At 64.1% G+C, this 21856-nt stretch carries 19 protein-coding genes and 2 pseudogenes; 15 read left to right on the plus strand and 6 right to left on the minus strand.

The features are described 5' to 3' along the window. The first annotated feature begins 9 nt into the window (after positions 1 to 9). Together AWB76_RS32045 and AWB76_RS32050 are read left to right on the plus strand one after the other, a co-directional pair. Positions 10 to 1170: an acyl-CoA dehydrogenase family protein gene (locus tag AWB76_RS32045; protein WP_061164131.1), complete on the plus strand. Its 1161-nt coding sequence runs from the start codon at positions 10 to 12 to the stop codon at positions 1168 to 1170. Positions 1171 to 1183: 13 nt separating this feature from the next. Continuing rightward, a complete protein-coding gene (locus AWB76_RS32050; protein ID WP_061164132.1) occupies positions 1184 to 2779 on the plus strand; it encodes an acyl CoA:acetate/3-ketoacid CoA transferase in 1596 nt (531 codons plus the stop codon). Positions 2780 to 2783: 4 nt separating this feature from the next. On the opposite strand, the gene AWB76_RS32055 is transcribed toward AWB76_RS32050, so the two are convergent. From AWB76_RS32055 to AWB76_RS32080, 6 genes and pseudogenes are all read right to left on the minus strand, one after another. Further along, complete coding sequence (locus AWB76_RS32055; RefSeq protein WP_061164133.1) at positions 2784 to 3629, minus strand: sugar phosphate isomerase/epimerase family protein; 846 nt, start codon at positions 3627 to 3629, stop codon at positions 2784 to 2786. 8 nt (positions 3630 to 3637) lie between these two features. Beyond that, positions 3638 to 4405 (minus strand): 3-ketoacyl-ACP reductase, encoded by a 768-nt coding sequence (locus tag AWB76_RS32060; protein WP_082864575.1) that lies wholly within the window; start codon positions 4403 to 4405, stop codon positions 3638 to 3640. 2 nt (positions 4406 to 4407) lie between these two features. Beyond that, entirely contained in the window at positions 4408 to 5559 is a 1152-nt protein-coding gene (locus AWB76_RS32065) for an acyl-CoA dehydrogenase family protein (protein WP_244173526.1), read from the minus strand. A 149-nt stretch (positions 5560 to 5708) separates the two neighbouring features. Further along, positions 5709 to 5930 (minus strand): hypothetical protein, encoded by a 222-nt coding sequence (locus AWB76_RS32070; protein ID WP_061164135.1) that lies wholly within the window; start codon positions 5928 to 5930, stop codon positions 5709 to 5711. Between the two features lie 88 nt (positions 5931 to 6018). Next, complete coding sequence (locus AWB76_RS32075) at positions 6019 to 6954, minus strand: alpha/beta fold hydrolase (protein ID WP_244173528.1); 936 nt, start codon at positions 6952 to 6954, stop codon at positions 6019 to 6021. 314 nt (positions 6955 to 7268) lie between these two features. Next, positions 7269 to 8320: pseudogene (locus AWB76_RS32080) on the minus strand (IS630 family transposase). A 954-nt stretch (positions 8321 to 9274) separates the two neighbouring features. Between AWB76_RS32080 and AWB76_RS32085 the strand changes: the two are divergent. The 13 genes and pseudogenes from AWB76_RS32085 to AWB76_RS32145 all read left to right on the plus strand — a co-directional run bounded on the left by AWB76_RS32085 (position 9275) and on the right by AWB76_RS32145 (position 21795). Then, the gene (locus tag AWB76_RS32085; protein ID WP_063936415.1) at positions 9275 to 9967 is read left to right on the plus strand and encodes a PIG-L deacetylase family protein; all 693 of its coding nucleotides are present in this window, start codon (positions 9275 to 9277) and stop codon (positions 9965 to 9967) included. Next, positions 9960 to 10907 (plus strand): glycosyltransferase family 2 protein, encoded by a 948-nt coding sequence (locus AWB76_RS32090; protein ID WP_061164138.1) that lies wholly within the window; start codon positions 9960 to 9962, stop codon positions 10905 to 10907. The genes AWB76_RS32085 and AWB76_RS32090 overlap by 8 nt, the downstream gene beginning before the upstream one ends. Positions 10908 to 11095: 188 nt before the next feature. Continuing rightward, the gene (locus tag AWB76_RS32095; RefSeq protein WP_061164139.1) at positions 11096 to 12367 is read left to right on the plus strand and encodes a glycosyltransferase family 4 protein; all 1272 of its coding nucleotides are present in this window, start codon (positions 11096 to 11098) and stop codon (positions 12365 to 12367) included. Positions 12368 to 12375: 8 nt separating this feature from the next. After that, positions 12376 to 12945 (plus strand): D-glycero-alpha-D-manno-heptose-1,7-bisphosphate 7-phosphatase, encoded by a 570-nt coding sequence (locus tag AWB76_RS32100; RefSeq protein WP_061164173.1) that lies wholly within the window; start codon positions 12376 to 12378, stop codon positions 12943 to 12945. Next, the gene (locus tag AWB76_RS32105) at positions 12942 to 14096 is read left to right on the plus strand and encodes a glycosyltransferase family 9 protein (protein ID WP_061164140.1); all 1155 of its coding nucleotides are present in this window, start codon (positions 12942 to 12944) and stop codon (positions 14094 to 14096) included. The genes AWB76_RS32100 and AWB76_RS32105 overlap by 4 nt, the downstream gene beginning before the upstream one ends. 2 nt (positions 14097 to 14098) lie before the next feature. Beyond that, complete coding sequence (locus AWB76_RS32110) at positions 14099 to 15844, plus strand: carbamoyltransferase family protein (RefSeq protein ID WP_061164141.1); 1746 nt, start codon at positions 14099 to 14101, stop codon at positions 15842 to 15844. After that, the gene (locus tag AWB76_RS32115) at positions 15841 to 16893 is read left to right on the plus strand and encodes a glycosyltransferase family 2 protein (protein WP_061164142.1); all 1053 of its coding nucleotides are present in this window, start codon (positions 15841 to 15843) and stop codon (positions 16891 to 16893) included. The genes AWB76_RS32110 and AWB76_RS32115 overlap by 4 nt, the downstream gene beginning before the upstream one ends. Next, positions 16890 to 17963: a glycosyltransferase family 9 protein gene (locus tag AWB76_RS32120; RefSeq protein WP_061164143.1), complete on the plus strand. Its 1074-nt coding sequence runs from the start codon at positions 16890 to 16892 to the stop codon at positions 17961 to 17963. The genes AWB76_RS32115 and AWB76_RS32120 overlap by 4 nt, the downstream gene beginning before the upstream one ends. Further along, positions 17950 to 18909: a glycosyltransferase gene (locus tag AWB76_RS32125; protein WP_061164144.1), complete on the plus strand. Its 960-nt coding sequence runs from the start codon at positions 17950 to 17952 to the stop codon at positions 18907 to 18909. Before AWB76_RS32120 ends, AWB76_RS32125 begins: the two co-directional genes overlap by 14 nt. A gap of 27 nt (positions 18910 to 18936) precedes the next feature. Beyond that, positions 18937 to 19929: a UDP-glucuronic acid decarboxylase family protein gene (locus tag AWB76_RS32130; RefSeq protein ID WP_061164145.1), complete on the plus strand. Its 993-nt coding sequence runs from the start codon at positions 18937 to 18939 to the stop codon at positions 19927 to 19929. 103 nt (positions 19930 to 20032) lie between these two features. Continuing rightward, positions 20033 to 20287 (plus strand): hypothetical protein, encoded by a 255-nt coding sequence (locus AWB76_RS39610; protein ID WP_074171456.1) that lies wholly within the window; start codon positions 20033 to 20035, stop codon positions 20285 to 20287. A gap of 50 nt (positions 20288 to 20337) precedes the next feature. Next, positions 20338 to 21149, plus strand: a pseudogene (locus AWB76_RS32140) (alcohol dehydrogenase catalytic domain-containing protein). Positions 21150 to 21207: 58 nt separating this feature from the next. Beyond that, positions 21208 to 21795 carry a hemerythrin domain-containing protein gene (locus AWB76_RS32145; RefSeq protein ID WP_061164147.1) on the plus strand — a complete coding sequence of 196 codons (588 nt, stop codon included), beginning with the start codon at positions 21208 to 21210 and terminating at the stop codon, positions 21793 to 21795. The last annotated feature ends 61 nt before the right edge of the window (positions 21796 to 21856 follow it).

The raw sequence follows: 21856 nt of genomic DNA on the forward strand, positions 1-21856 counted from the left end.
GAGATATCGATGGATTTCATGCTCGGCGACACGCAGAAGATGATGATCGAGACGGCGCGGCGCTTCGTGCGCACCGAGTTGCAGCCGCTCGAACAACAAGTGGAAGACGAAGGCGCGCTGCCGCACGATATCGCGCGGGGTCTGCAACAGCGCGCCGGCGCGCTCGGGCTGTACGCGGTCAACATGCCCGCCGAACTGGGCGGCGGCGGCCTCAATACCGTCGATTCGATGCTCTGCGAGGAACAGTTCGGCCATAGCTCGGATATTCTCGTGCGGCGCGCGTTCGGCAACGTCTACGACGCGCTGCTCGCCTGCGAAGGCGAACAGATCGAGCGCTGGCTCAGGCCATCGGTCGAGGGCGAGCGCACGTGCGGGCTCGCGATCACCGAAACGGGCGCCGGTTCGGATGCACAAGGCATCAGAACGACGGCGCGCAAGACGGCGTCGGGCTGGGTCCTCAACGGCAGCAAGCACTTCATCAGCGATGCGCAATGGAGCGACTTCTTCCTCGTCTCGGCGCGCACCGGCGAAAAGGAAATTTCGCTCTTCGCGGTGGACAAGAACCTGCCCGGCTTCACGCTCGGCAAGGATCAGCAGATGATGGGCCTGCGCGGCACGCCGCATCACGAACTCTTCTTCGACGATGTCCCGCTCGAACCGATGGCGCTCATCGGCGGCCAGGGCGAAGGCTTCAGACTGGCGATGAACATGCTCGGGCGCGTGCGGCTCGCGTTGATTGGCGCGCGCGGCATCGGCAAGGCGACGCACGTGCTGGAGATGATGATCGAGTATGCGGGCGAGCGGCGGCAGTTCGGCACGCGCATCGGCGATTTCCAGATGATCCAGCAACTCATCGCCGATAGCGTCATGGAGATCAACGCGGCGCGTCTCATGCTGCTCAACACCGCCGCGATGATGGACGCGCAACAGGACGCGCGCGAGTGGATCTCGATGGTCAAGGTGCAGGCGTCGGAAACGCTCGGGCGCGTGGTGGACCGCGCGGTGCAGGTGTTCGGCGGCATGGGCTTCTGCAAGGAGCTGGCCATCGAACGTTATTACCGCGATGCGCGCGTCTATCGCATCTTCGATGGCACGTCGGAGATTCATCGCGGCATCATCGCGCGTCAGGCGATGAAGCGCGGCGCGGCGCTTTTCGATCTTCACCGCTAGGACGGACATCGACATGAGCAAGGTCATTTCCGCCGACTCAGCCGCGCAACTGCTTCACGACGGCGATATCGTCAGCATCAGTTCGTCGAGCGGCCTCGGCTGTCCCGACAAGGTGCTGGCGGCCATCGGCGCGCGCTTCGAACGCGAGGGACAGCCGCGCGGCATCACGACACTGAACCCGATCGCGGCGGGCGACATGTACGGCGTGAAAGGCATCGATCATCTCGCGCGGCGCGGGCTGCTCGCGCGCACGCTGGCCGGATCGTATCCGAGCGGGCCGTCGTCGCTGCCGATGCCCGACGTGTGGCGCATGATCGTCGACAACGAGATCGCGGCGTACAACGTGCCGAGCGGCATCCTCTTCGACATGCACCGCGACGCCGCCGCGCGCCGCCCCGGCGTGCTGACGAAGGTCGGCATGGGCACCTTCGTCGATCCCGAACTGCAAGGCTGCGCGATGAACGCCGCCGCGCGCGAGAAGCCGATCGTGCGCAAGGTTACGTTCGACGGCGGTGACTGGCTGTATTTCCCGGCCATCGCGCCGCGCGTGGCGATCATTCGCGCGACCACCGCCGACGAAGCCGGGAATCTCTCCTACGAGCACGAAGGCGCGCTGCTGGGCGGCATCGATCAGGCGCTGGCCGCGCGCAACAACGGCGGCATCGTGATCGCCCAGGTCAAGCGCGTGGCGCGGTCCGGCACGCTGCGGCCGCAGGACGTCCGCGTGCCGTCCAATCTCGTCGATTACATCGTGGTCGATGCGGATCAGTGGCAGACCACGCAGACGCCGTACGATCCCGCCATCAGCGGTGAAATCTCATTGCCGATGCACGCGTTCGAAACCACGCCCTGGGGCCCGGAAAAGGTCATCGCGCGCCGCGCCGCGATGGAACTCGCGCACGGCTGCGCGGCCAATCTAGGCTTCGGCATCTCGGCGAACGTGCCGCGCATTCTGCTCGAAGAGGGTCTGCACGGCGAAGTGACGTGGGCCATCGAACAGGGCGCGGTCGGCGGCGTGCCCTTGCTCGGATTCGCGTTCGGATGCGCGTCGAACGCGGATGCCATCGTCGCGTCGCCGAATCAGTTCACGTACTTTCAGGGCGGCGGCTTCGATATCGCGCTGCTGTCCTTTCTTCAGGTCGATGGCGACGGCAGCGTGAACGTGTCGCGGCTCGCATCGAAGCCGTATCTGACGGCCGGTTGCGGCGGTTTCGTCGATATCACCGCGCATGCGAAACGCATCGTGTTTTCAGGCTTCTTCACGGCCGGCGCGAAACTCGACGTGGGCGGCGGCACGCTTTCGATTCTCGCGGAAGGCCGCACGCGCAAGTTCGTGCAAAGCGCCGAACAGATCACGTTCAGCGGCCGCATCGGACGCGAGCGCGGGCAGCGCGTGACGTATGTGACGGAGCGCTGCGTCATCGAGTCGAGGGACGATGGCCTGACCGTGTGTGAGATCGCGCCCGGCGTGAATCTGCAACGCGACATTCTCGATCAGGCCGGGATCGCATTGAAGGTCGCGTCCGATCTTCGCACGATGGACGCCGCGCTCTTCACCGATGCGCCGTTCGGACTGCGGCTCAAGCCGAACGTGCAAGCGCGCTCATAGCAGATCAGCAGCACGCGAACAGGCGCTCGCGGCAGATGCGCAAGGTTTCGTCGGCGGGGCGCGCCCACCAGTCGAGCCGCGAGAAGATCTCCACTTCGACGGGACCGTCGAAGCCCGCGCACTCCACCGCCGCACGCAGACGTCGAAGGTCGATCACGCCATCGCCCATCATGCCGCGATCCTGCAGCGGATCGCGCGTTTCGACGAGCCAGTCGCAGACATGCAGCGCGAGTATGCGTCCCGCTGCCCGCGCGATGGCCGGCATCAGCGCCGGGTCCCACCACACGTGATAAGCGTCGATGGCCACGCCGAAATGTCCGTCGCGCGATGGATCGAGCGTGTCGCACCAGTCGAGCGCCTGATCGAGCGTGTTGAGCAGGCTGCGGTCGGCGGCATAGACGGGATGCAGCGGTTCCAGCGCGATGCGCACGCCCGTCTCCTGCATGGCAGGCTGCAACGCGGCGAGGCCGTCGAGAATTTGCGCGCGTGCATCGTCGACATCGCGCGAACCGGGCGGCAGGCCGCCCACCACCGCGACCAGCACCGGCGCGCCGAGCACGGCGGCGGTTTCCAGCGCGCGGCGGTTGGAATCGATGGCCGCGCGCCGCCCCGCCGCGTCGTTCGCCGCGAAATACGCGGTGCGGCAATACGCGTTGACCTTGAGGCCCGCAGCGCGAATGGCGCTGGCCGCAGCCTGCGGCTTCGTTTCGTCGATTTCCTGACGCCACGGCGTGATCCAGCCGAAACCCTGTTCGGCAATGCGGGCCGCCGTCGTCTCGATCGGCTCTCGATAACCCAGCGTCGCGGTGTTGATGCAGCAGCGATCGCCGCGCCCGTTCAAGTCGCGCATGGTTTTCCTCAGAAGCGCTGGATCATCAGCCCGCCGTCGACGCGCACTTCCTGCGCCACGGTGTACGGCAGCAGTCCCGCCGCCATCGTGCGGATCACGCGCGCGACGTCTTCGGGCTGGCCCCAGCGCGGCGTGGCGGTCATGCCTTCGGCGATCAGCGCATCGTATTTGCCCTTCGACGGCGCGGTCATCTCCGTGAGAATCAGCCCGGGCTGCACCTCGAATACGCCGATGCCGTGCGACGCGAGCCGCAGCGCGAAAAGACGCGCGGCCATCGACGATGCGCTTTTGGACATGCAGTATTCGCCGCGTTCGACGCTCGCCACCACCGCGTTCGACGACGTCACGAACACGATGCTGCGCGCGCCTTCCGCGGCGGGCGCTCGCGTTGTCATCGACCTGGCGACGGCTTGCGTCAGAAAGAACGTGCCGCGCGTGTTGATGTCGAAGCAGCGGTCGTAACTTTGCGCGTTCACGTCGAGCAGATCGCCGCGATTCAGCACGGACACGCCCGCGTTGTTCACCAGACAGTCGATGCCGCCGAAGCGCTCGTCGATCGCGGCGAGCACGCCCGAGTGCGCGTCGATATCGCCGATGTCGAGATCGAAGCTCGCGCAACGGCGCCCCAGCGCTTCGACTTCGGCTTCGAGCGCGCGCAGCCGGCCGGCGTCGTTCAAGGCAATGGCGGCGATATCGAAGCCTTCGGCGGCGAGCGCCAACGCGACGGCGTGCCCGATCCCGCGCGAAGCACCGGTGACGATGGCGGTTCTGCTCATGATCATGCCTTCAGCAATTGACGCGCGATGATGACGCGCTGAATCTGGTTCGTGCCTTCGTAGATTTGCGTGATCTTGGCGTCGCGATAGAGACGTTCGACTTCATAGCCGCGAATGTAGCCGCTGCCGCCGAAGATCTGGATGGCGTTGCTGGTGTGCTGCACGGCGGCGTCCCCGGCAAAGCATTTCGCCATCGACGCGGCGGCGGTCGCCTCCACGCCCGCATCGATTTTCGAAGCCGCCGAGCGCACGAGCAGGCGCGCCGCTTCGGTGTCCTTGGCCATGTCGGCGAGCATGAACTGGATGGCCTGGAACTCGGCGATCGGCTGGCCGAACTGCTTGCGCATCTTCGCCTGCTCGATGCCCGCCTCCAGCGCCGCCTGCATGATGCCGACGGCCAGCGCGCCGATGCCCACGCGCCCTTTTTCGAGGACGCTCATCATCATGTGGAAGCCGCGCCCCTCGGTGCCGAGCAATGCGTCGGCGGGAAGCTTCACATCGTCGAAATGCAGTTCTCCGACTTGCGATGCGCGCTGCCCGAGCTTGTGCTCTTTCGGCCCGCGCGATACGCCCTTCGACGCGCAATCCACGATGAAGATGCTCATGCCGCGCTTGCCCGCGCCGGGGTCGGTGCGTGCCAGCACGAGGGCGACGTCCGCGACGGGCGCATTGTGTATCCAGAGCTTCGAGCCGCTGAGCGACCAGCCGTCGCCATCGGGCACGGCCGTGGTCTTGACGCCGGAGACGTCGCTGCCCGCGCCTGCTTCGGTGATGCAGTACGCGCCTTTCGATTCCGCGCGCACCAGCGGCCCGAGCCAGCGGTCGATCTGCGCGGGCGTGCCGTGCTTGCCGAGCAAGGTGCCGAGCAGTTCGACGAGTCCGCACTGATCCGCCACCGACGAGTAACCGCGGCTCAGTTCTTCCATGACGATGGAATACGCGAGGCAGTCGAGCCCCGCGCCGCCCATCGACTCGGGCACGGTGATGCCGAAAAGGCCGGTTTCGCCCATCTGCCGGTATATGTCGGCAGGAAAGCATTCGTCACGGTCCAGCCGCTCTGCTTCAGGGCGGATGACTTCGTTTGAGAAGCGCCGGGCCATGTCGGCAACTTGTTGATGCTCGGTCGAAAGAATCACCTCGTCTCCCTTCTTCATGCGCTGATTTGACGTTACTTTATGCCTGTTAGATCGATCTAGCAAGCGGGTAATCGCCGGAGCATTCGAGGGGTTGTTCTCAGTAACTTGGGCGTGGGTGGCGCTGGTTGCACGCCGGTTCACGCCGGCGTGCGAACTTCGAAAGCGCGTCAGCCGCGCGCTTCCGTACCTTTCAACGCTTCATGCGTGTGAGCATGTCGGGCGCCATATTTGAGTTCGAAATGCGCGCCTTTTCCGCTCCGCGTAGGCGGGAAATGCTCGCCTTCGACGCACGTCACTTCGAAGGTATCTTTGCCGTCGTCGCGAACTACGGCGTAGATGCCCGAGACTTTTACGATCTCGCCGGGCTTGTAAGAGTTATCGCCTGCCATTTTTTTCTCCAGAGTCAGTGGACATTCAAACGGCAGCAACCACCGTGCCAAGTAGAGTCGATTTTATTTCGTATGCCTGATTACCTGCTCAAAGCGCCATCGCTTCGATCGCATCGCCGATGCGGCCGGAGTCGTCGTAATGAACCATATGTCCGGAGCCCTGCACGACTGAAAGCACGCTTTGTCTGATCGCCTTGGACAAGCGTCCCGACTGCGATTCAGGATCGGCGATCTTGTCATCGCTGCCCGCGAAGATGCGAACGGGTACATCGATCTCACCGTATCGCTCTGACATCGAGGCCGCAGCCGGAATCATGTACGCGGCATCTTCCGCCGTCGCGCGCATCTGCGACGGGCGCAAGACCGGCTCGCGCGGCACATACGTATGAAACGAATCGGGCACGGCGCGCGGTGCGAACATCGCATCGATGGTGCGGTCGTACATCATGCGCGCGACGATCGGCGAGACCGTATAGCGCATGACATCGCCAAGCACCGGAATTGCGGCAGGCGCGCTGATCGCAACGTCCGCGCGCGGGGTCGGATAGAAATAGCCCGAGATTAATGTAAGCCCGCGAATGTCCATCTTCGGATCGAGCGCCATAGCCGTCGCGACGAGACAGCCGAGCGAATGCCCGACGATGACCGCATCCGGCAGCCCCAGCTTCTGCAGCGCCCGCTGGATCAACGCGGCCTGAGCCTGCGGTGTCCACAGGCGATCACGTGGGCGGCTGCTATGTCCGAAGCCTGGACGATCAAACGCGATGACGCGATGCCGCGCCGTCAGGCGATCGAACATGCCACTCGCGAAGTAATCCTGCACCGTGACGAGATTGCCATGCAGCAGCACGACGATGGGACCATCGCCTTCATCGAAATAGTGGAGGCGCACGCCATCGACATCGATGAACTGTCCGAGGGGCGGAAAATCGCGCTCCGCACGGCGCGCGCGCAGGGCGGTCCACGCCGCGATGCCGATCGATGCGACCGCCGCGCCGCCGAGCAGCGCCTTTCGCAAGAGCATTGAATTGCTTTTCGATGTGACTCGCATAGTCGATGCCTATCATTGGTTACGTACATCTGCGTGACTGGGCTTGCAATGCGTGTTCCAGCGCGCCGGTGCGAAACGCTGCGATTTCAAGACTCCGTGCCAAGCATTCGCTTCATGGCATACGCGTTGCTGATTCGCAATGAGACCGATGTCATCAAACTGCTTCGACCATCGGACCTTTTTTCAACGCGGCCCTCGCGCCGCGTCACGCCAGTGCGATTTTCCCCCTCTGAGACCGCGGCAGCGTCGCCGTAAGTGACCCCATTCGGGTCCTCTAGTCGACTGCGTCATTGCATTTGCACCGCACGAATCTTTCGTGAAGGATCGTCATGCTTCCATTTGATCGGCTTCGGATTTTTGTTGTGCTCACGGATGTAGTGCATGAGTTTGCGATCCAGGTCTTTTACCGAAGTGAAGTGCCGCGGGCGATCACATCACGCTGGATGCGCGAGAACCCGTTTTCCACTTGGTTGAGCCACGACTAGTAGGTCGGCGTGAAGTGCAGACGTACGTCGCGATGAGCGTTGAGGAAGTCGGCGACCCGCTGCGTCTTGTGGCTGCTGACGTTGTCACAGATGACGTGGATTTCCCTGCGTTTGGGCTGGCTGGCGACGACATCGGTCAGAAAGGCTACGAACTGTTCGCTTGTGTGGCGCGCCGCCGTCCTGCCAAAAACTTCGCCGGTAGCAGTATTGAACGCCGCGAATAAACTGAGCGTGCCGTTGCGCTTGTACTCGAAGCCGTGACTCTCGGCGCGCCCCGGCGACAGCGGCAGCATCCGGTCCTTGCGGTCGATTGCCTGAATCGCAGTCTTCTCCTCCACACGAAACATCGCTGCGTGCGCCGGCGGGTTCAGGTAAAGCCCGATCACGTCGGCTGCCTTGGCCTCGAAGTCCGGGTAGTTGGAGATCATGTGCCGCTCTAACTGTTGCGGCTCGATGCCGTGCTTGCGCCAGATCCGTTGCACGGCCGAGACCGAGACGTCGCCGAGCTCTGCCGCGAGCTTGTAGCTACTCCAGTGTGTCGAGGCGTCGGCGGGTTTGTGCTTGAGAGTGCGATTGAGCACCCGCGCCTCAAGTCTCGCCTGCGGCTGCTTGGGAGCGCCCCCGGAGTGCCGGGCGTACATGCCGGACAGTCGCTCGCTAAGAAAGCGCCCCGACCAGCGTGCGATGAAGCGCGAGTCGCAACCCAGAGTGCGCATGATACTGTCGCGCGATTCGCCGTCCTCGAGCATCAGGATCAACTTCGCGCGTCGTACGTCCGCCGCACGCACCGTTCGGCTGCGCGCCGCCGACAGCAGTTGCTCGCGTTCGGTTCCGGTCAGATTCATTTTGCCCATGACCCATATCTAAACATAGACAGCGTTCTATTCAATGACGCACTGCACTAGTCCTGTCGCGCTGGGCAACAGCGGCACGCCACCGAAGACACGTTCTTTCGATCTACGCGCGGCGAGGCGTTGGTGACCGTTCTACAGCACGCACGAGACCAGGCCGTGAGCCCGGTGCTCACCGCGCAACGAGGTGCAGAGGATCGTCGGAAGGCATCGACCGCCTGCAGACTTGGGCGACGATTGCTGCTCGCCATACAGAACGCCAGTTCATCGAACTCGACCGCTTTCAGACGTCGCTGACACCTCAATGCACCGCTGTCGCGCGGTTGCATCAACGGGTGCGGCAATGACGCGTTGATCGAAGTGGGGGCATCAAGAAGTGGTCAGACGATGTCGTAGAGCTTCGCCGACATCGATGACGACGCGCCGCTACACAATCGGTCGAGCATCTCTCCTTGAGAATTTTGCGGGATCAATTGCCGCTTCCCGGGGAGTATCGCCGGCAAAGCCGCCGAACCACCTGACAACCTGATCGGCATATGCGGAGACGATGCCTTTCGTCCGCTTGCGCTCTCTTGGCGAAGCACCATCGCCTGAACGGGGGCGTCGCCGCATTTGCCGCACATAGCATCGCGCGTCATACGCGCAGGAGCTCCGGTGAACCGTTGTCCGGGGCTCACGGGTGATCCGGTGGTCCTCTCGCAGAAGCCGGACTCGCTCAGCCGCACAGTGCTCCAGAGCGGACGCGCCCGTCGACGGAAACGGGACGCGAGCCCAGGTTTGCCGACAAGCTCACGGACACCGAGCCCGCCCGCGTGCTGACCTTCGTGCGCGCCACGTGGGGCAACGACGCGCGGTGTGAAGCGCACGCACGATGCAGTCGTGCCCAGCGCGCATCACAGAGATCGGCGGCGCGGCACGGCCATTGCGCGTGCGACCGGACCACAAAACGGTTCGATCATGACGGACACCCATTCCAGACTGCTGGTAATTTCTCCCCATCTCGACGACGCCGTTTTCAGTTGCGGCGCCGCGCTCGCCGCCTCTCCGGGCGCCGTGGTCTGCACGGTGTTCGCGGGGGCGCCGCGCGACGAGCGCGTCACAGAATGGGACACCCAATGCGGCTTCGCCGATGCGCGCGACGCGATGCGCACGCGCCGCGCCGAAGACGCCGCCGCGCTCGAAGTGCTCGGCGCACGCGCGGTGCATCTTCACTTTCTGGATGCGCAATACATGGAGGACGATGCCAACACGCCGGCATACATCGCGGCGTCGCTGCTCGACGTGATACACCACCACGCATGTGATGTCGTGTTCATTCCGCTCGGCCTGTTTCATTCGGATCACGCGCTAGTCCACGAAGCGTCCTGTATCGCATGCGTTTCGGACACGTCCGTTACGTGCATTGCCTACGAGGACTGCCTTTATCGTTGCATGAACGGTCTCGTGCAGCGCAGGATCGCAGAGCTTGCGAGCCAGGGCATCGAGGCGACGCCTCTGCTCGAACCGGTTGATGCCGGAACCTTCCAGCGCTGCTTCGAAACCAAGCAGCGCGCAGTGCAACGCTACGCAAGCCAGCTTCGCGCGTTCGGTCCGCATGGCTACGACGACGTGCTCGCGCTCGAGCGATTCTGGACATTGCGCCATGTGTGATCCGGCAACGCTTCCCGATTCTAGCGATGCGCGACTCACGGTGGTCGTGCTTACCTACAACCGAGCCGCTCAGGTGCTCGACACGCTCGCAAGACTTGCCGCGTTGCCGGATCGCATCGGCATCATCGTGGTAGATAACGCCTCGACGGACGGTACGGCCGAACGCATCGCGGCAAGCTTTCCCTTCGTCGATCTCGTCGTCGCGCCGGTCAACCTCGGCGCGGCGGGCCGAAACCTGGGCGTCGCGCGAGTGAAGACGGAGTACGTCGCCTTCTGCGACGACGACACCTGGTGGAGTCCCGGCTCGCTCTCGCACGCGGTCGCCATCCATGATGCCGCGCCGCGCGTCGCCGTGCTCAATGCGCGCGTCGTGGTCGGCGAGCATGGCAAGACCGACGAAACCTGCGAGCGCATGCGCGAAAGTCCTTTACCCAACGAAGGATTGCCGGGCCCCGCGCTCATCGGCTTTATGGCAGGCGCATGCGTGTTCCGCACGGAGGCCTTCCGCGCGGCGGGCGGCTATGAGCCAAAGCTATTCATCGGTGGAGAAGAGACGCTCGTCTCGCTCGATGTGCTTGGCGCTGGCCACGAGATCGTCTATATAGATGCGCTCGTCCTGCATCACCATCCTTCCCCTTTACGCGACGACGCCTTGCGGCGCAGGCTGCTTGCGCGCAATGCCGCGTGGGTCGCGTGGCTGCGTCTCCCGCTCGGCGAAGCATTGCACGCGACGCGGAACGCGCTGCGCGTATCGCGCGCCGAACGCTCGCTTCGGCGTGATCTGCCGCGCTTGATCGCCGGCATTGCATGGGCGCTCGCGAGACGCCGCGTGATCCCGGCGCGCGTCCGGGAGATGAGGCGCATGGTCCGTGAAGACGACGCACGGCGCGCAAGCCATGCTGTACCCGCACGTCGTTTCCGTTCTACACGAACGACGTAAAAGCGCGTTCCCCGCGCAACGAACCAAACGATATGTGTTTCGTTGCGGTATGCACCGTCAATCGTTTCGGATAACTTCCGGGTCTCGCAACGAGTGGCACAGTGAATGCTGAACCGGTTCGTGATCCAAGCCATGGCGCATCACCTGCCGCAAACATGCCGATCGGCATCATATAACAGGAGACTCTCGTGAAGATCGCTCTGATCAGTGAACACGCTTCGCCGCTGGCCATAGCGGGCGGGGTCGACAGCGGCGGCCAGAACATCTATGTGGCGAACGTCGCACGCCAGCTCGTGCGCATCGGTCACGAGGTCGATGTCTTCACGCGCTGCGACCGCTCACTGCTGCCGCTCGTCTCTCGCTTCGAAAACATCCGTGTGGTCAACGTGCCTGCGGGTCCGCCCGTGCAGTTGCCGAAGGAGCAGCTGCTGCCGTATATGGATGCGTTCGCCCGCTTCATGCTCGACTTCATGCATCGCGAAGCGCAACCGTATGCGGTCGTGCATGCCAACTTCTTCATGTCGGGCCTGGTCGGGCTGCGTATCAAGGATGCGACCGGCCTGCCGCTCGTCACGACGTTTCATGCGCTCGGGCGTGTTCGGCGCCTGCATCAGGGCGGATCGGACGGCTTTCCGGACGCGCGCTTCGCCATCGAAGACGAACTGGTGCAGCGCTCCGATTCGGTGATCGCCGAATGCCCGCAGGACGAGAGCGACCTGATCCATCTCTATGATGCCGACCCCGCGCGCATCGATCTCGTACCGTGCGGTTTCGATCGCGCGGAGTTTCATCCGCTCGACAAGGCGCGCGCAAGGGAGCGGCTTGGCTGGCCGCAGGATCGCTTTATCGTGCTGCAACTGGGGCGCATGGTGCCGCGCAAGGGCATCGACAACGTAGTGCGCGCGCTCGGTATCCGTCATGCCGCAGAGGGCTGCAATGCCGCGCTCTACGTGGCGGGCGGCAACTCCGACGACGCCAACGAGAACGCGACGCCGGAGATCGGCCGGCTGCGCGGCATCGCGCGCGAATGCGGCGTGGCGGACCATGTGCATTTCGTCGGCCGTCACGGGCGCACGGAACTGAAGCACTTCTATAACGCGGCCGACGTGTTCGTCACGACGCCGTGGTACGAGCCGTTCGGCATCACGCCGCTTGAAGCGATGGCGTGCGGCACACCCGTGATTGGCGCGGATGTGGGCGGCATACGTTACTCGGTCGTGCATGGCGAAACCGGCCTGCTCGTGCCGCCGAAGGATCCGCACGCGCTCGCGGATGCGCTGCTCGAGATCGAGCGCGATCCGATGCGCGCGCGCCGTATGAGCGAAGCGGGCCTCGCGCGCGCCAACGCGATGTTCACGTGGTCGAGCGTCGCCGAGGCGCTGGCGCAGGTCTATGCGCGCGTGAGCGGCGAAGATGCGCAAGCAGCGGCGCGCGTCGCAATGGGCGGAACGGCGCGATGATGGACACGATGACTCGCCCGGCGATCTTCATCGACAAGGACGGCACCCTGCTCGACGACGTGCCCTGGAACGTGGACCCGCGCAAGATGCGTCTCGCCCCCGGCGCGTTTGAGGCGTTGCGGCTGTTTGCGTCGCTCGATGCGCCGTTGTTCGTCATCAGCAACCAGAGCGGCGTAGCGCTCGGCAAGTTTCGTTTCGACGCGCTCGCGGGCGTCGAAACGCGGCTGCACGCCCTCGTGGAAGGAGCGGGCGCGCGTCTCTGCGGCGTGTACTGGTGCCCGCATCATCCTGAAGGCGTCGAGCCCGCATACACGCGGCGCTGCGCGTGCCGCAAGCCCGCGCCCGGCATGCTGTTGCGCGCGGCCCGCGAGCACGGCATCGATCTGTCGCGAAGCTGGTTTATCGGCGACATCCTCGACGATGTCGAAGCAGGTCACCGCGCGGGTTGCCGCTGCGTGCTCATCGACAACGGCAACGAGACGCTATGGCTGCGCGGCAAAGGGCGCGAGCCGGATGTCGTCGCGAAGGACATGTATGAAGCCGCGATCGCGATCGTCAATGCGGAGTGTCCGGCATGAAGCGCGATCCCGTGAGCCCTCCGGTGCTGCCGCGCGTGGTCGAAGCGCACGCGCGCAAGAGCGCCGCGAGCCCGCAGCGCGACTGGGGCGCGGACGTGAAGCGCATTCTGTGCATCCGTCTCGACAATCTCGGCGACGTGCTGATGACCACGCCCGCGCTGCACGCTTTGCGCGAGGCGCAGCCGGGGCGGCATCTGACTTTGCTCGCGTCACGCGCGGGCAAGGCGGCGGCGCCCTTCATCGACACGATCGACAATGTCATCGAGTACGACGCGCCGTGGGTCAAGCAGGACGCGCCCATCGACGCCCTCGCCGATCTCACGATGCGTGCGCGTCTTGCCAATGCCCGATTCGATGCAGCGGTCATCTTTAGCGTCTATAGCCAGAACCCCTTGCCCGCCGCGATGCTCTGCCATCTCGCCGGCATTCCGCTGCGGCTCGCGCATTGCCGCGAGAATCCCTATGGCCTTTTGACCGACTGGGCTCAGGAGACCGAGCCGCAGCAAGGCACGCGGCACGAGGTCGAGCGCCAACTGGCGCTGGTCGCTCGGGTCGGCGCGCAAGCGGCCGATACGCGCATGCGCTTCACCGTTCCGCCCGCCGATGCCGCGACGCTCGCGCAAAAGCTCGCGGCGCGCGATGTCGATATAAACGCGCCCTACCTCGTCGTGCATCCGGGCGCGAGCGCGGAGTCGCGTCGCTATCCGATCGAGCGATTCGCCGAGGCCATAGGGCGCCTGGGGGCGCGGTTGCAATGGCCCGTCCTCGTGACCGGCTCCCGCAGCGAATCCGCCTTATGCCGTGACGCATGCGCCGCACATCCTCATGCGGTCGATCTCTCGGGCTCTCTTGAACTCGGCGAACTCGCGGCGCTCATCCAGCGCGCCCGCGTGCTCGTGTCGAACAACAGCGGGCCGGTGCATCTCGCGTCCGCCTTGACGACGCCCGTCGTCGATCTGTATGCGCTCACGAATCCGCAGCACATGCCGTGGGGCACGCCGCATCGCGTGCTTTATCACGACGTGCCATGCCGCTGGTGCTATCGCAGCGTGTGTCCTGAAGGTCATCACGCGTGCCTCAAAGGCGTCGGCGTCGAAGAAGTCATCGATGCCGTCACGGAACTCATTCAACCGACCGTAAAGGCCAGCTAGACATGTACACATTGGGAATCAATGCGGTTTATCACGACAGCGCGGCGGCGCTCGTCAAGAACGGCGTCGTGATCGCGGCCGCGGAAGACGAGCGCTTCACGCATGTGAAGCACGCGAAGCGCCCCGTGCCGTTCTCGACCTGGCAGCTTCCGTTCGATGCGATCGACTATTGCCTGAAGGAAGCGGGCATCGAACTCGCCGATGTCGATCACATTGCGTATTCATATGATCCGCAACTATTTTCGGGGATGCCGAAGAACGTGAGGGCCAGCATCGCGCTGCCGATGATGCCTTCTGAGAATCCGGATGGCAATCCTTCCGAGTCGCCGTGGGACCCGCTGTTTTTAAGCTATATCGTCAATGCGCGAGGACAGTTGATCGACGGGGCGCCGCATCATCTGAAGCGGCGCTTTGCGAGCGGCGGGCGGGCGCCGCGTTTCGCGTGGCACAACGTCGATCATCATCTCTGTCATGAGGCGAGCGCGTTCCTCGCCGCGCCCTTCGACGACACCGCCGTACTCACGATGGACGGGCGCGGCGAAGGCGTCACGACGAGCCTTGGGCAATTCGTGGGTGGCGAATATACGCGGCTCAAACAGGTGGAGCTGCCGCACTCACTCGGCCTGCTGTACGAAGCGGTGACGGACTATCTGGGATTCCTTCACTCGTCGGACGAGTACAAGGTGATGGCGCTCGCGTCGTTCGGCAAGCCTGTCCATGTCGATCGATTCAGGGAGATCGTGAAGTATCGCCGCGACGGCAGCTATACCGTTGGCGCGCCGCGTCTCGTCGAACGCTTTGGTCCGCGGCGAGAACGTGGCGGACCGCTCACACAGCATCACTTCGATATCGCGCATTCGCTGCAGGTCGTGCTCGAAGAGACCGCGCTCGAACTCGCCAAATGGCTGCATGAGCGCACGGGCCTGCCCAATCTCGCGATGGCAGGCGGCGTCGCGCTCAACTGCGTGATGAATGCGCGCCTGCGCGATCGCGGACCGTTCGACGATATCTGGGTGCAGCCCGCCGCGGGCGACGCCGGCACCGCGCTCGGCGCCGCGCTCTGGACGGACTATCAGGAACGGGCAAAAGCGGGGGATCGCAGCCGCAAGTGGCGCATGAACCACGCGTACCTCGGCCCCGCATACGGCGACGACGATATCGAAGTGTTCCTCAAATGGACGCGCGCGCCGTATCGCAGGCTTGACGATGTCGCCGGCGAGACCGCCGATCTGCTCGCTCAGAACCGCGTGATCGGTTGGTATCAGGGCCGCACGGAGTTCGGGCCACGTGCGCTCGGCGCGCGTTCGATCCTCGCGTCGCCGCTCGAAGCGTCCATGCAGGCGCGGCTCAACGAGATCAAGGACCGCGAGGACTTCAGGCCGGTCGCGCCCGTTGTGATGGAAGAGCATGCAGCCGACTGGTTCGTCGATGCGCGCGTCGCGCCGTTCATGCTCTTCGTGTTCGATGTGCGCCCCGAGATGAAGGCGCGCATTCCGGCCGTCACGCATATCGACGGTACCGCGCGGGTGCAGACCGTCAATCGCTCACAGCATGCGCTCTATTACGATCTGATCGCGGCGTTCAAAGAACGTACGGGCGTGCCGGTGCTCGTCAACACGTCGTTCAACACGCGCGGCGAGCCGATGGTCAACACGCCGCGCGATGCGCTCGAATCGTTCTGGACCTCGCCGCTCGATGCGCTCGTGATCGGCCCCTTCCTCGTCGAAAAGCAGGGGTCGCGCCCATGAGCACATACGCGGGCTTTTTCGACGATCACGAGTCGATCGCGACGGATGCGCCTTCGCTCGCGCGCGACGGCTTCATTCCGGATGTATCGATCGTCGTGCCGACTTATCACCGTCCCGCGATGCTCGAACGTTGCGTGTGCGCGCTCGCGACACAAAGCTACGATGCGGCGCGCTACGAGATCATCGTCTGTGACGACGGTCCCGACGAGGCCACCAAAGCCTGCGTGCAACGTCTCGCTGCGTCGTACGCGCAGAACGGCCCGACGATCCGCTACGTGCCGGTGATGGGCACGCAAGGCCCCGCTGGCGCGCGCAATGCGGGCTGGCGCGCTTCGCTTGCGAGACGCATCGCCTTCACCGATGACGACACCGTCCCCGATCCGCAATGGCTTGCCAATGGCGTGCGCGCGCTCGATGCGGGCGCCGATGCGGTATCGGGCCGCATCGTCGTGCCGCTGCCGAAGCGTCCGACCGACTACGAGCGCGACGCCGCCGGACTCGCGCACGCCGAGTTCGCTACCGCGAATGCCTTCGCGACACGCACGGCGCTCGAACGCACCGGTGGCTTCGATGCGCGCTTCACCTCTGCATGGCGCGAGGACTCCGACCTACAATTCACGTTGCTGCGCGCAGGACTCAAAATCGGGCGCGCCGAAGACGCGATGGTGCTGCATCCCGTGCGCCCCGCGCGCTGGGGCGTGAGCATCTCGCAGCAGAAAAAGAGCCAGTTCGATGCCCTGCTCTACAAGAAGCATCGCGGGCTTTTCCGCGAGCGTATCCGTCGCGGTCCGCCTCTGCTCTATTACGCGATGCTCGCGGCGCTCGTCGTCGTGGCCGTGGCGTTGATGGCGGGTGCCTCGCGCACGGCGGCAGGAGCGGCGTTCGCTTGGGCCGCGATGAGCGTGTCATTCTGCGTGCAACGTCTGAAAACGACATCGCGCGCGCCCGGCCATATCGCCGAAATGTTATGGACTTCTGCGATCATTCCATATCTGTCGATTTATTGGCGCATTCGCGGTGCGTTACGCTTCAAGGTGTGGTTCCTATGAGCACACGGCCGATCGAACGCATCGTCATCTTTCGCGCGCTGCAACTGGGCGACATGTTGTGCGCCGTGCCCGCGCTGCGTGCGCTGCGCCGCGCGTATCCGCGCGCGCATGTGGTGCTCGTCGGGCTGCCGTGGGCAGCGAGTTTCGTTGAACGGTATGCGCATCTGCTCGACGAATTGATCGTGTTTCCGGGTGCGATCGGCTTTCCCGAACAGGACGAAACCGACGCGCATCTGCCGCAGTTTCTGCAATCGCTGAGGGAGCGCGACTTCGATCTCGCGATCCAGCTGCACGGCAGCGGCGGCGTGGCGAACGATATCGTCGAGCGCATGGGCGCGCGAGCGAACGCGGGTTTTCTCAAGCCGGGCGAGCCCATGCGCGAAGGCGTTTTCATGCACTGGCCCGACGATCTGCCCGAACCCGCGCGATACACGGCGTTGATGCGGCGTCTTGGCATCGACGCGGGCGACCTGAGTCTGGAAATTCCCCTCACCGCCGCCGACGCGCGCGAACGCGACGCGCTGACGGATGAATGCGCGATCGTGTACGACAGGCTCGTGCTCGTACATCCCGGCGCGCAGTTGCCATCGCGCCGTTGGCCCGCCGAGCGCTTCGGCGAAGTCGCGCGTGCGCTGTCGAAGGCAGGCTGGCAGATCGCCGTCACCGGCAGCGCGAGCGAGGCGCCGCTTACCGCCCGCGTCGCGTGCGATGCGGGCGCGAACGCCATTGACCTCGCCGGGCGCACGTCGCTCGGCGCGCTGGCGGGGATCGCAGGGCGGGCGCGGCTCGTCGTCTGCAACGACACGGGGCTTTCGCATGTTGCGGCCGCCATGCGCGCGCCGAGCGTCGTCATCGCGTCGGGCAGCGATACGCGCCGCTGGGCGCCGGTCGATCTCGCACGCCATCGCGTTCTGGCGGACTGGCCCGCGTGCCGTCCCTGCTCGTTCCGCGAATGCCCCTACAGCCACGAATGTGCGCTCAACGTGAGCGTCCAGGCCGTGCTCGACGCGGCCTTCGCGCAACTTCAATCGACCTCACGGGAGGAGATGCTTCTTCATGCCAACGACTAACTCCCGGCGCCTGCGCGTGCTCACGTGGCACATCCACGGCAATTATCTGTATTACCTGAGTCAGGCGCCGCATGAATTTTATCTCGTCACGCGCCCCGGCTATCCGCCCGGCTATGCGGGCACCGGTGGCGCGCTGCCGTTCGGCGCGAACGTGCATGAAGTGCCGGCATGCGAAGTGCCGTCGCAAGCGTTCGATGTCGTGCTGTTCCAGCACAAACGCCAGTGGGACGACGACCGATTCACGCTTCTCACCGATGCGCAACGGCGCCTGCCACGCGTGTATATCGAGCACGACCCGCCGCAGGATAATCCCTTCGAACAATGCCATTGGGTGCAGGAGCGCGACACCCTGCTCGTACACGTTACGCACTTCAACCGGCTGATGTGGAACAGCGGCGATACGCCGACGCGCGTCATCGAGCATGGCGTGATCGTGCCGGACGGCGTGCGCTATGTCGGTGAACTAGAGCGCGGCATTGCCGTGATCAACCATCTGCGGCAGCGCGGCAGGCGCCTGGGGAACGATATCTATGCGCAGGCCGCCCGGCATGTGCCGCTCGATCTCGTGGGCATGGATGCAGAGTCGGCGGGCGGCATCGGCGAGATCGGCAATCTGGCGCTTGCGGAATTCGCGGCGCGCTATCGCTTCTTCTTCAATCCGATTCGCTGGACGAGCCTCGGGCTCGCGATCGTCGAGGCGATGACCATCGGCATGCCCATCGTCGGACTGGCCACCACCGAACTGTCGACCGTGATCCGCAACAGCGAAAGCGGCTATATCCATACGGATACCCAGGCGCTGATCGACGCGATGCAGCACCTGCTGCGCGATCCCGCCGAAGCGCGGCGACTGGGCGCAGGCGCGCGGCGGACCGCGCTCGAACGGTTCCACATCGCGCGCTTCGCGAACGACTGGGACGAAACCCTGCGCTACGTGTGCAGCTAGCAATCAACGGCAAAGGAAGCATGCGACATGAGAGAAGCGTTCAGAAAGCGGATTCTGGTGACAGGCGGCGCGGGCTTCCTCGGCTCGCATCTGTGCGAGCGGCTGCTCACGCAGGGCCACGACGTGCTATGCGTCGACAACTTCTATACGGGCACCAAGGACAACATCGCGCATCTGCTCGACAGCCCAAACTTCGAGTTGCTGCGCCATGACGTCACATTCCCGCTCTACGTAGAAGTGGACGAGATCTATAACCTCGCGTGTCCCGCGTCGCCCATTCACTACCAGCACGATCCGGTACAGACGACCAAGACGAGCGTGCACGGCGCGATCAACATGCTCGGGCTCGCGAAGCGCGTGCACGCGAAGATCTTTCAGGCCTCGACGAGCGAAGTGTATGGCGACGCGCATGCCCATCCGCAGCAGGAGGCGTACTGGGGCAACGTGAATCCCATCGGTCCGCGCTCGTGCTACGACGAAGGCAAGCGTTGCGCCGAGACGCTCTTTATGGACTACCGGCGGCAGCACGGTCTTTCGATCAAGATCGCGCGCATCTTCAATACATATGGGCCGCGCATGCATCCGTCGGACGGCCGCGTGATCTCCAATTTCATGATGCAGGCGCTCGCGGGCGAGCCGATCACCGTCTACGGCGAAGGCACGCAGACGCGCTCATTCTGCTATGTCGACGACATGGTCGATGCCTTCATCCGCCTCATGAACACGCCCGAGCCATTCACCGGTCCGGTGAATCTCGGCAATCCGCACGAACTTTCGATGCTCGATGTCGCGCGTCGCATCATCGCGCTCACGGGATCGTCGTCGGAAATCGTGTTCAAGCCTTTGCCGATGGACGATCCGTGGCATCGTCAGCCGGACATCTCGCTCGCCCGCGACGCGCTCGGCTGGTCGCCCGTCACGCCGCTCGATGACGGCTTGCGGCGTACGGCGCAGCATTTTCGTGAAGTGATCGATGCGATGAAAATGCGCAGCTCACAGCGCAGTCGCGCAATGGCTTGAGTAAAGATGCCATGGTCCGCGACCGACCGCATGCGCGACATAAAAGGCATACCGATTGCTCGAATAGTCAGCCATCAACTCAACATTGTTCGAGGAATAGACGATGCAAGACGAACCATCTGATCCCGTCGAGCGTGCGGACAAGCGCCGTAGCGATCTTGGCGAAGGCGACGTAAAGGAGAAGCCCGACGGCGCGATCGAGCAGCGCGAGCACGGGAATATGGACCCCAGCCTCGTGCCGAAGGGCAAGGACCATCCGGAGGAAGGCCCGTACGTCCCCGAGCATGATCATGTCGATCCGGACGTCGAGCCAACGAGCCGAAGCGGCAGGCCCGGAAAGTCCGACAACGAAGCCTAGGGTCACGAGCAGCGCACCCACCTATTGCTGGAACACCGCACGAGGCGTCCGTGAAAGCACTCATCTGGCACGGCAAGAAAGACATTCGGTACGACCCGAACCGCGCATCGAGCATGGACGCGACGCGATCGTCAGAGTCTCGACCTACGCGATCTGCGGGCCAGATCTGCACTTGTTCGACGGCTTCATGCCCGGCATGAAATCCGGCGACGTGATGGGTCACGAATTCATGGGCGCTGTGGTCGAGGTGGGCCGCGGCAATTCCGCGCTGAAGATCGGCGATCGCGTCGTCGTGCCTTTTACGATCATCTGCGGCGAATGCGACCAGTGCAAGCGCAGCAATTTCTCGGTCTGCGAACGCTCCAACCGGAACAAGGACGCCGCCGACAAGCTGTTCGGCCAACCCACGGCGGCCTTGTTCGGCTACACGCATCCGACCGGCGGCTATGCCGGCGGCCAGGCTGAATACGTACGCATGCCTTTCGCGGACAGGACGCATGTGAAGATCCCGGACGGATTAAGCGAAGCAGGCGGTCATGCTGGAGACCGACCGGCCCCACGTTCTCCGCGAAATGATCTACGTGCGCCGTCCGGCCGGGACGCTTTCGGTGCCGGGCGTGTATGGCGGACTGATCGACACGATTCCGTTGGGCGCCGCGATGAACAAGGTGCTCACCTGGCGCATCGCCAGACGCACGTCAACCGCCGGACCGACGATCTCCTCAACCGAATTCAGGAGGGGCAGATCGATCCATCCTTCGTCATCCCGCACCGCATGCGTCTGGAAGATGGACCCCCGATGTATAAAACGTTCCGGGACAAGGAGGACGGTTGTATCAGCGTGGTCTTCAAGCCTGAGTGAGGGGCATACCTGCCCTTCCCCCGCGTAGCGTTAATTGAGATTCAGCTAAGGAGTTTTCATGGATATGTCATCCGTCTCCCCTTCCATCACGACGATGATCCGCATGGATCACTCGCATGTTATGGCGGCATTCCATCGCTATCATGCGGAAACATCGTGGTGGAGAAAGCGCGCCATCGTCGGGCTTGCCTGCACGGCACTGGAAATACACGCGCAACTCGAGGAAGAAATCTTCTACCCCGCGCTCGGCGTAGCGATGGCCGGAGACGATCGCCTCGAGAAGAGCAAACCCGAGCACGACAAGATGCGCGAAGACATCGCAAAGCTGCGTTCGATCGGTCCGGAGGACGCCTCGTACGACGCGCGCTTCATGCAGCTCATGCGTGAAGTGATGCATCACGTAGCGGATGAGGAAACGGTGTTGCTTCCCACGGCCGAGCGGGCCCTCGCCTCGCAGTTAGGCGAACTCGGCAAACGTATGGCGAAGCGCCGCATGCAGCTCGTCGCGGAAAGCCGGCCCGCCGCTATCGCGGCGAGTACCGTCGGCACGTTTCCACTCGCATCATTCGCACTGATGTCGATCGGCGCGCTTGCGCTTGCGCACTGTCTGCGGCCTGCTTCCGGGCGCCGCCGATATCGCACGTAACGCCGTTCAATCCATGGCGCCAGCCTCCCTCGCGCATTACAACTCTCGGCCGGACGGGTTA

Origin of the sequence: Caballeronia temeraria (genome assembly GCF_001544795.2) — a bacterium.
Lineage (GTDB): Bacteria > Pseudomonadota > Gammaproteobacteria > Burkholderiales > Burkholderiaceae > Caballeronia > Caballeronia temeraria.

Bases quoted from the DNA above. Each gene is read 5' to 3' on its own strand.
- AWB76_RS32105 (WP_061164140.1), top strand. From the start codon at position 12,942: ATGAAGCGCGATCCCGTGAGCCCTCCGGTGCTGCCGCGCGTGGTCGAA.
- AWB76_RS32130 (WP_061164145.1), top strand. From the start codon at position 18,937: ATGAGAGAAGCGTTCAGAAAGCGGATTCTGGTGACAGGCGGCGCGGGC.
- AWB76_RS32055 (WP_061164133.1), bottom strand. From the start codon at position 3,629: ATGCGCGACTTGAACGGGCGCGGCGATCGCTGCTGCATCAACACCGCG.
- AWB76_RS32050 (WP_061164132.1), top strand. From the start codon at position 1,184: ATGAGCAAGGTCATTTCCGCCGACTCAGCCGCGCAACTGCTTCACGAC.
- AWB76_RS32065 (WP_244173526.1), bottom strand. From the start codon at position 5,559: ATGAAGAAGGGAGACGAGGTGATTCTTTCGACCGAGCATCAACAAGTT.
- AWB76_RS32120 (WP_061164143.1), top strand. From the start codon at position 16,890: ATGAGCACACGGCCGATCGAACGCATCGTCATCTTTCGCGCGCTGCAA.
- AWB76_RS32045 (WP_061164131.1), top strand. From the start codon at position 10: ATGGATTTCATGCTCGGCGACACGCAGAAGATGATGATCGAGACGGCG.
- AWB76_RS39610 (WP_074171456.1), top strand. From the start codon at position 20,033: ATGCAAGACGAACCATCTGATCCCGTCGAGCGTGCGGACAAGCGCCGT.
- AWB76_RS32100 (WP_061164173.1), top strand. From the start codon at position 12,376: ATGACTCGCCCGGCGATCTTCATCGACAAGGACGGCACCCTGCTCGAC.
- AWB76_RS32145 (WP_061164147.1), top strand. From the start codon at position 21,208: ATGGATATGTCATCCGTCTCCCCTTCCATCACGACGATGATCCGCATG.
- AWB76_RS32090 (WP_061164138.1), top strand. From the start codon at position 9,960: ATGTGTGATCCGGCAACGCTTCCCGATTCTAGCGATGCGCGACTCACG.
- AWB76_RS32085 (WP_063936415.1), top strand. From the start codon at position 9,275: ATGACGGACACCCATTCCAGACTGCTGGTAATTTCTCCCCATCTCGAC.
- AWB76_RS32060 (WP_082864575.1), bottom strand. From the start codon at position 4,405: ATGAGCAGAACCGCCATCGTCACCGGTGCTTCGCGCGGGATCGGGCAC.
- AWB76_RS32115 (WP_061164142.1), top strand. From the start codon at position 15,841: ATGAGCACATACGCGGGCTTTTTCGACGATCACGAGTCGATCGCGACG.
- AWB76_RS32110 (WP_061164141.1), top strand. From the start codon at position 14,099: ATGTACACATTGGGAATCAATGCGGTTTATCACGACAGCGCGGCGGCG.
- AWB76_RS32075 (WP_244173528.1), bottom strand. From the start codon at position 6,954: ATGCTCTTGCGAAAGGCGCTGCTCGGCGGCGCGGCGGTCGCATCGATC.
- AWB76_RS32070 (WP_061164135.1), bottom strand. From the start codon at position 5,930: ATGGCAGGCGATAACTCTTACAAGCCCGGCGAGATCGTAAAAGTCTCG.
- AWB76_RS32125 (WP_061164144.1), top strand. From the start codon at position 17,950: ATGCCAACGACTAACTCCCGGCGCCTGCGCGTGCTCACGTGGCACATC.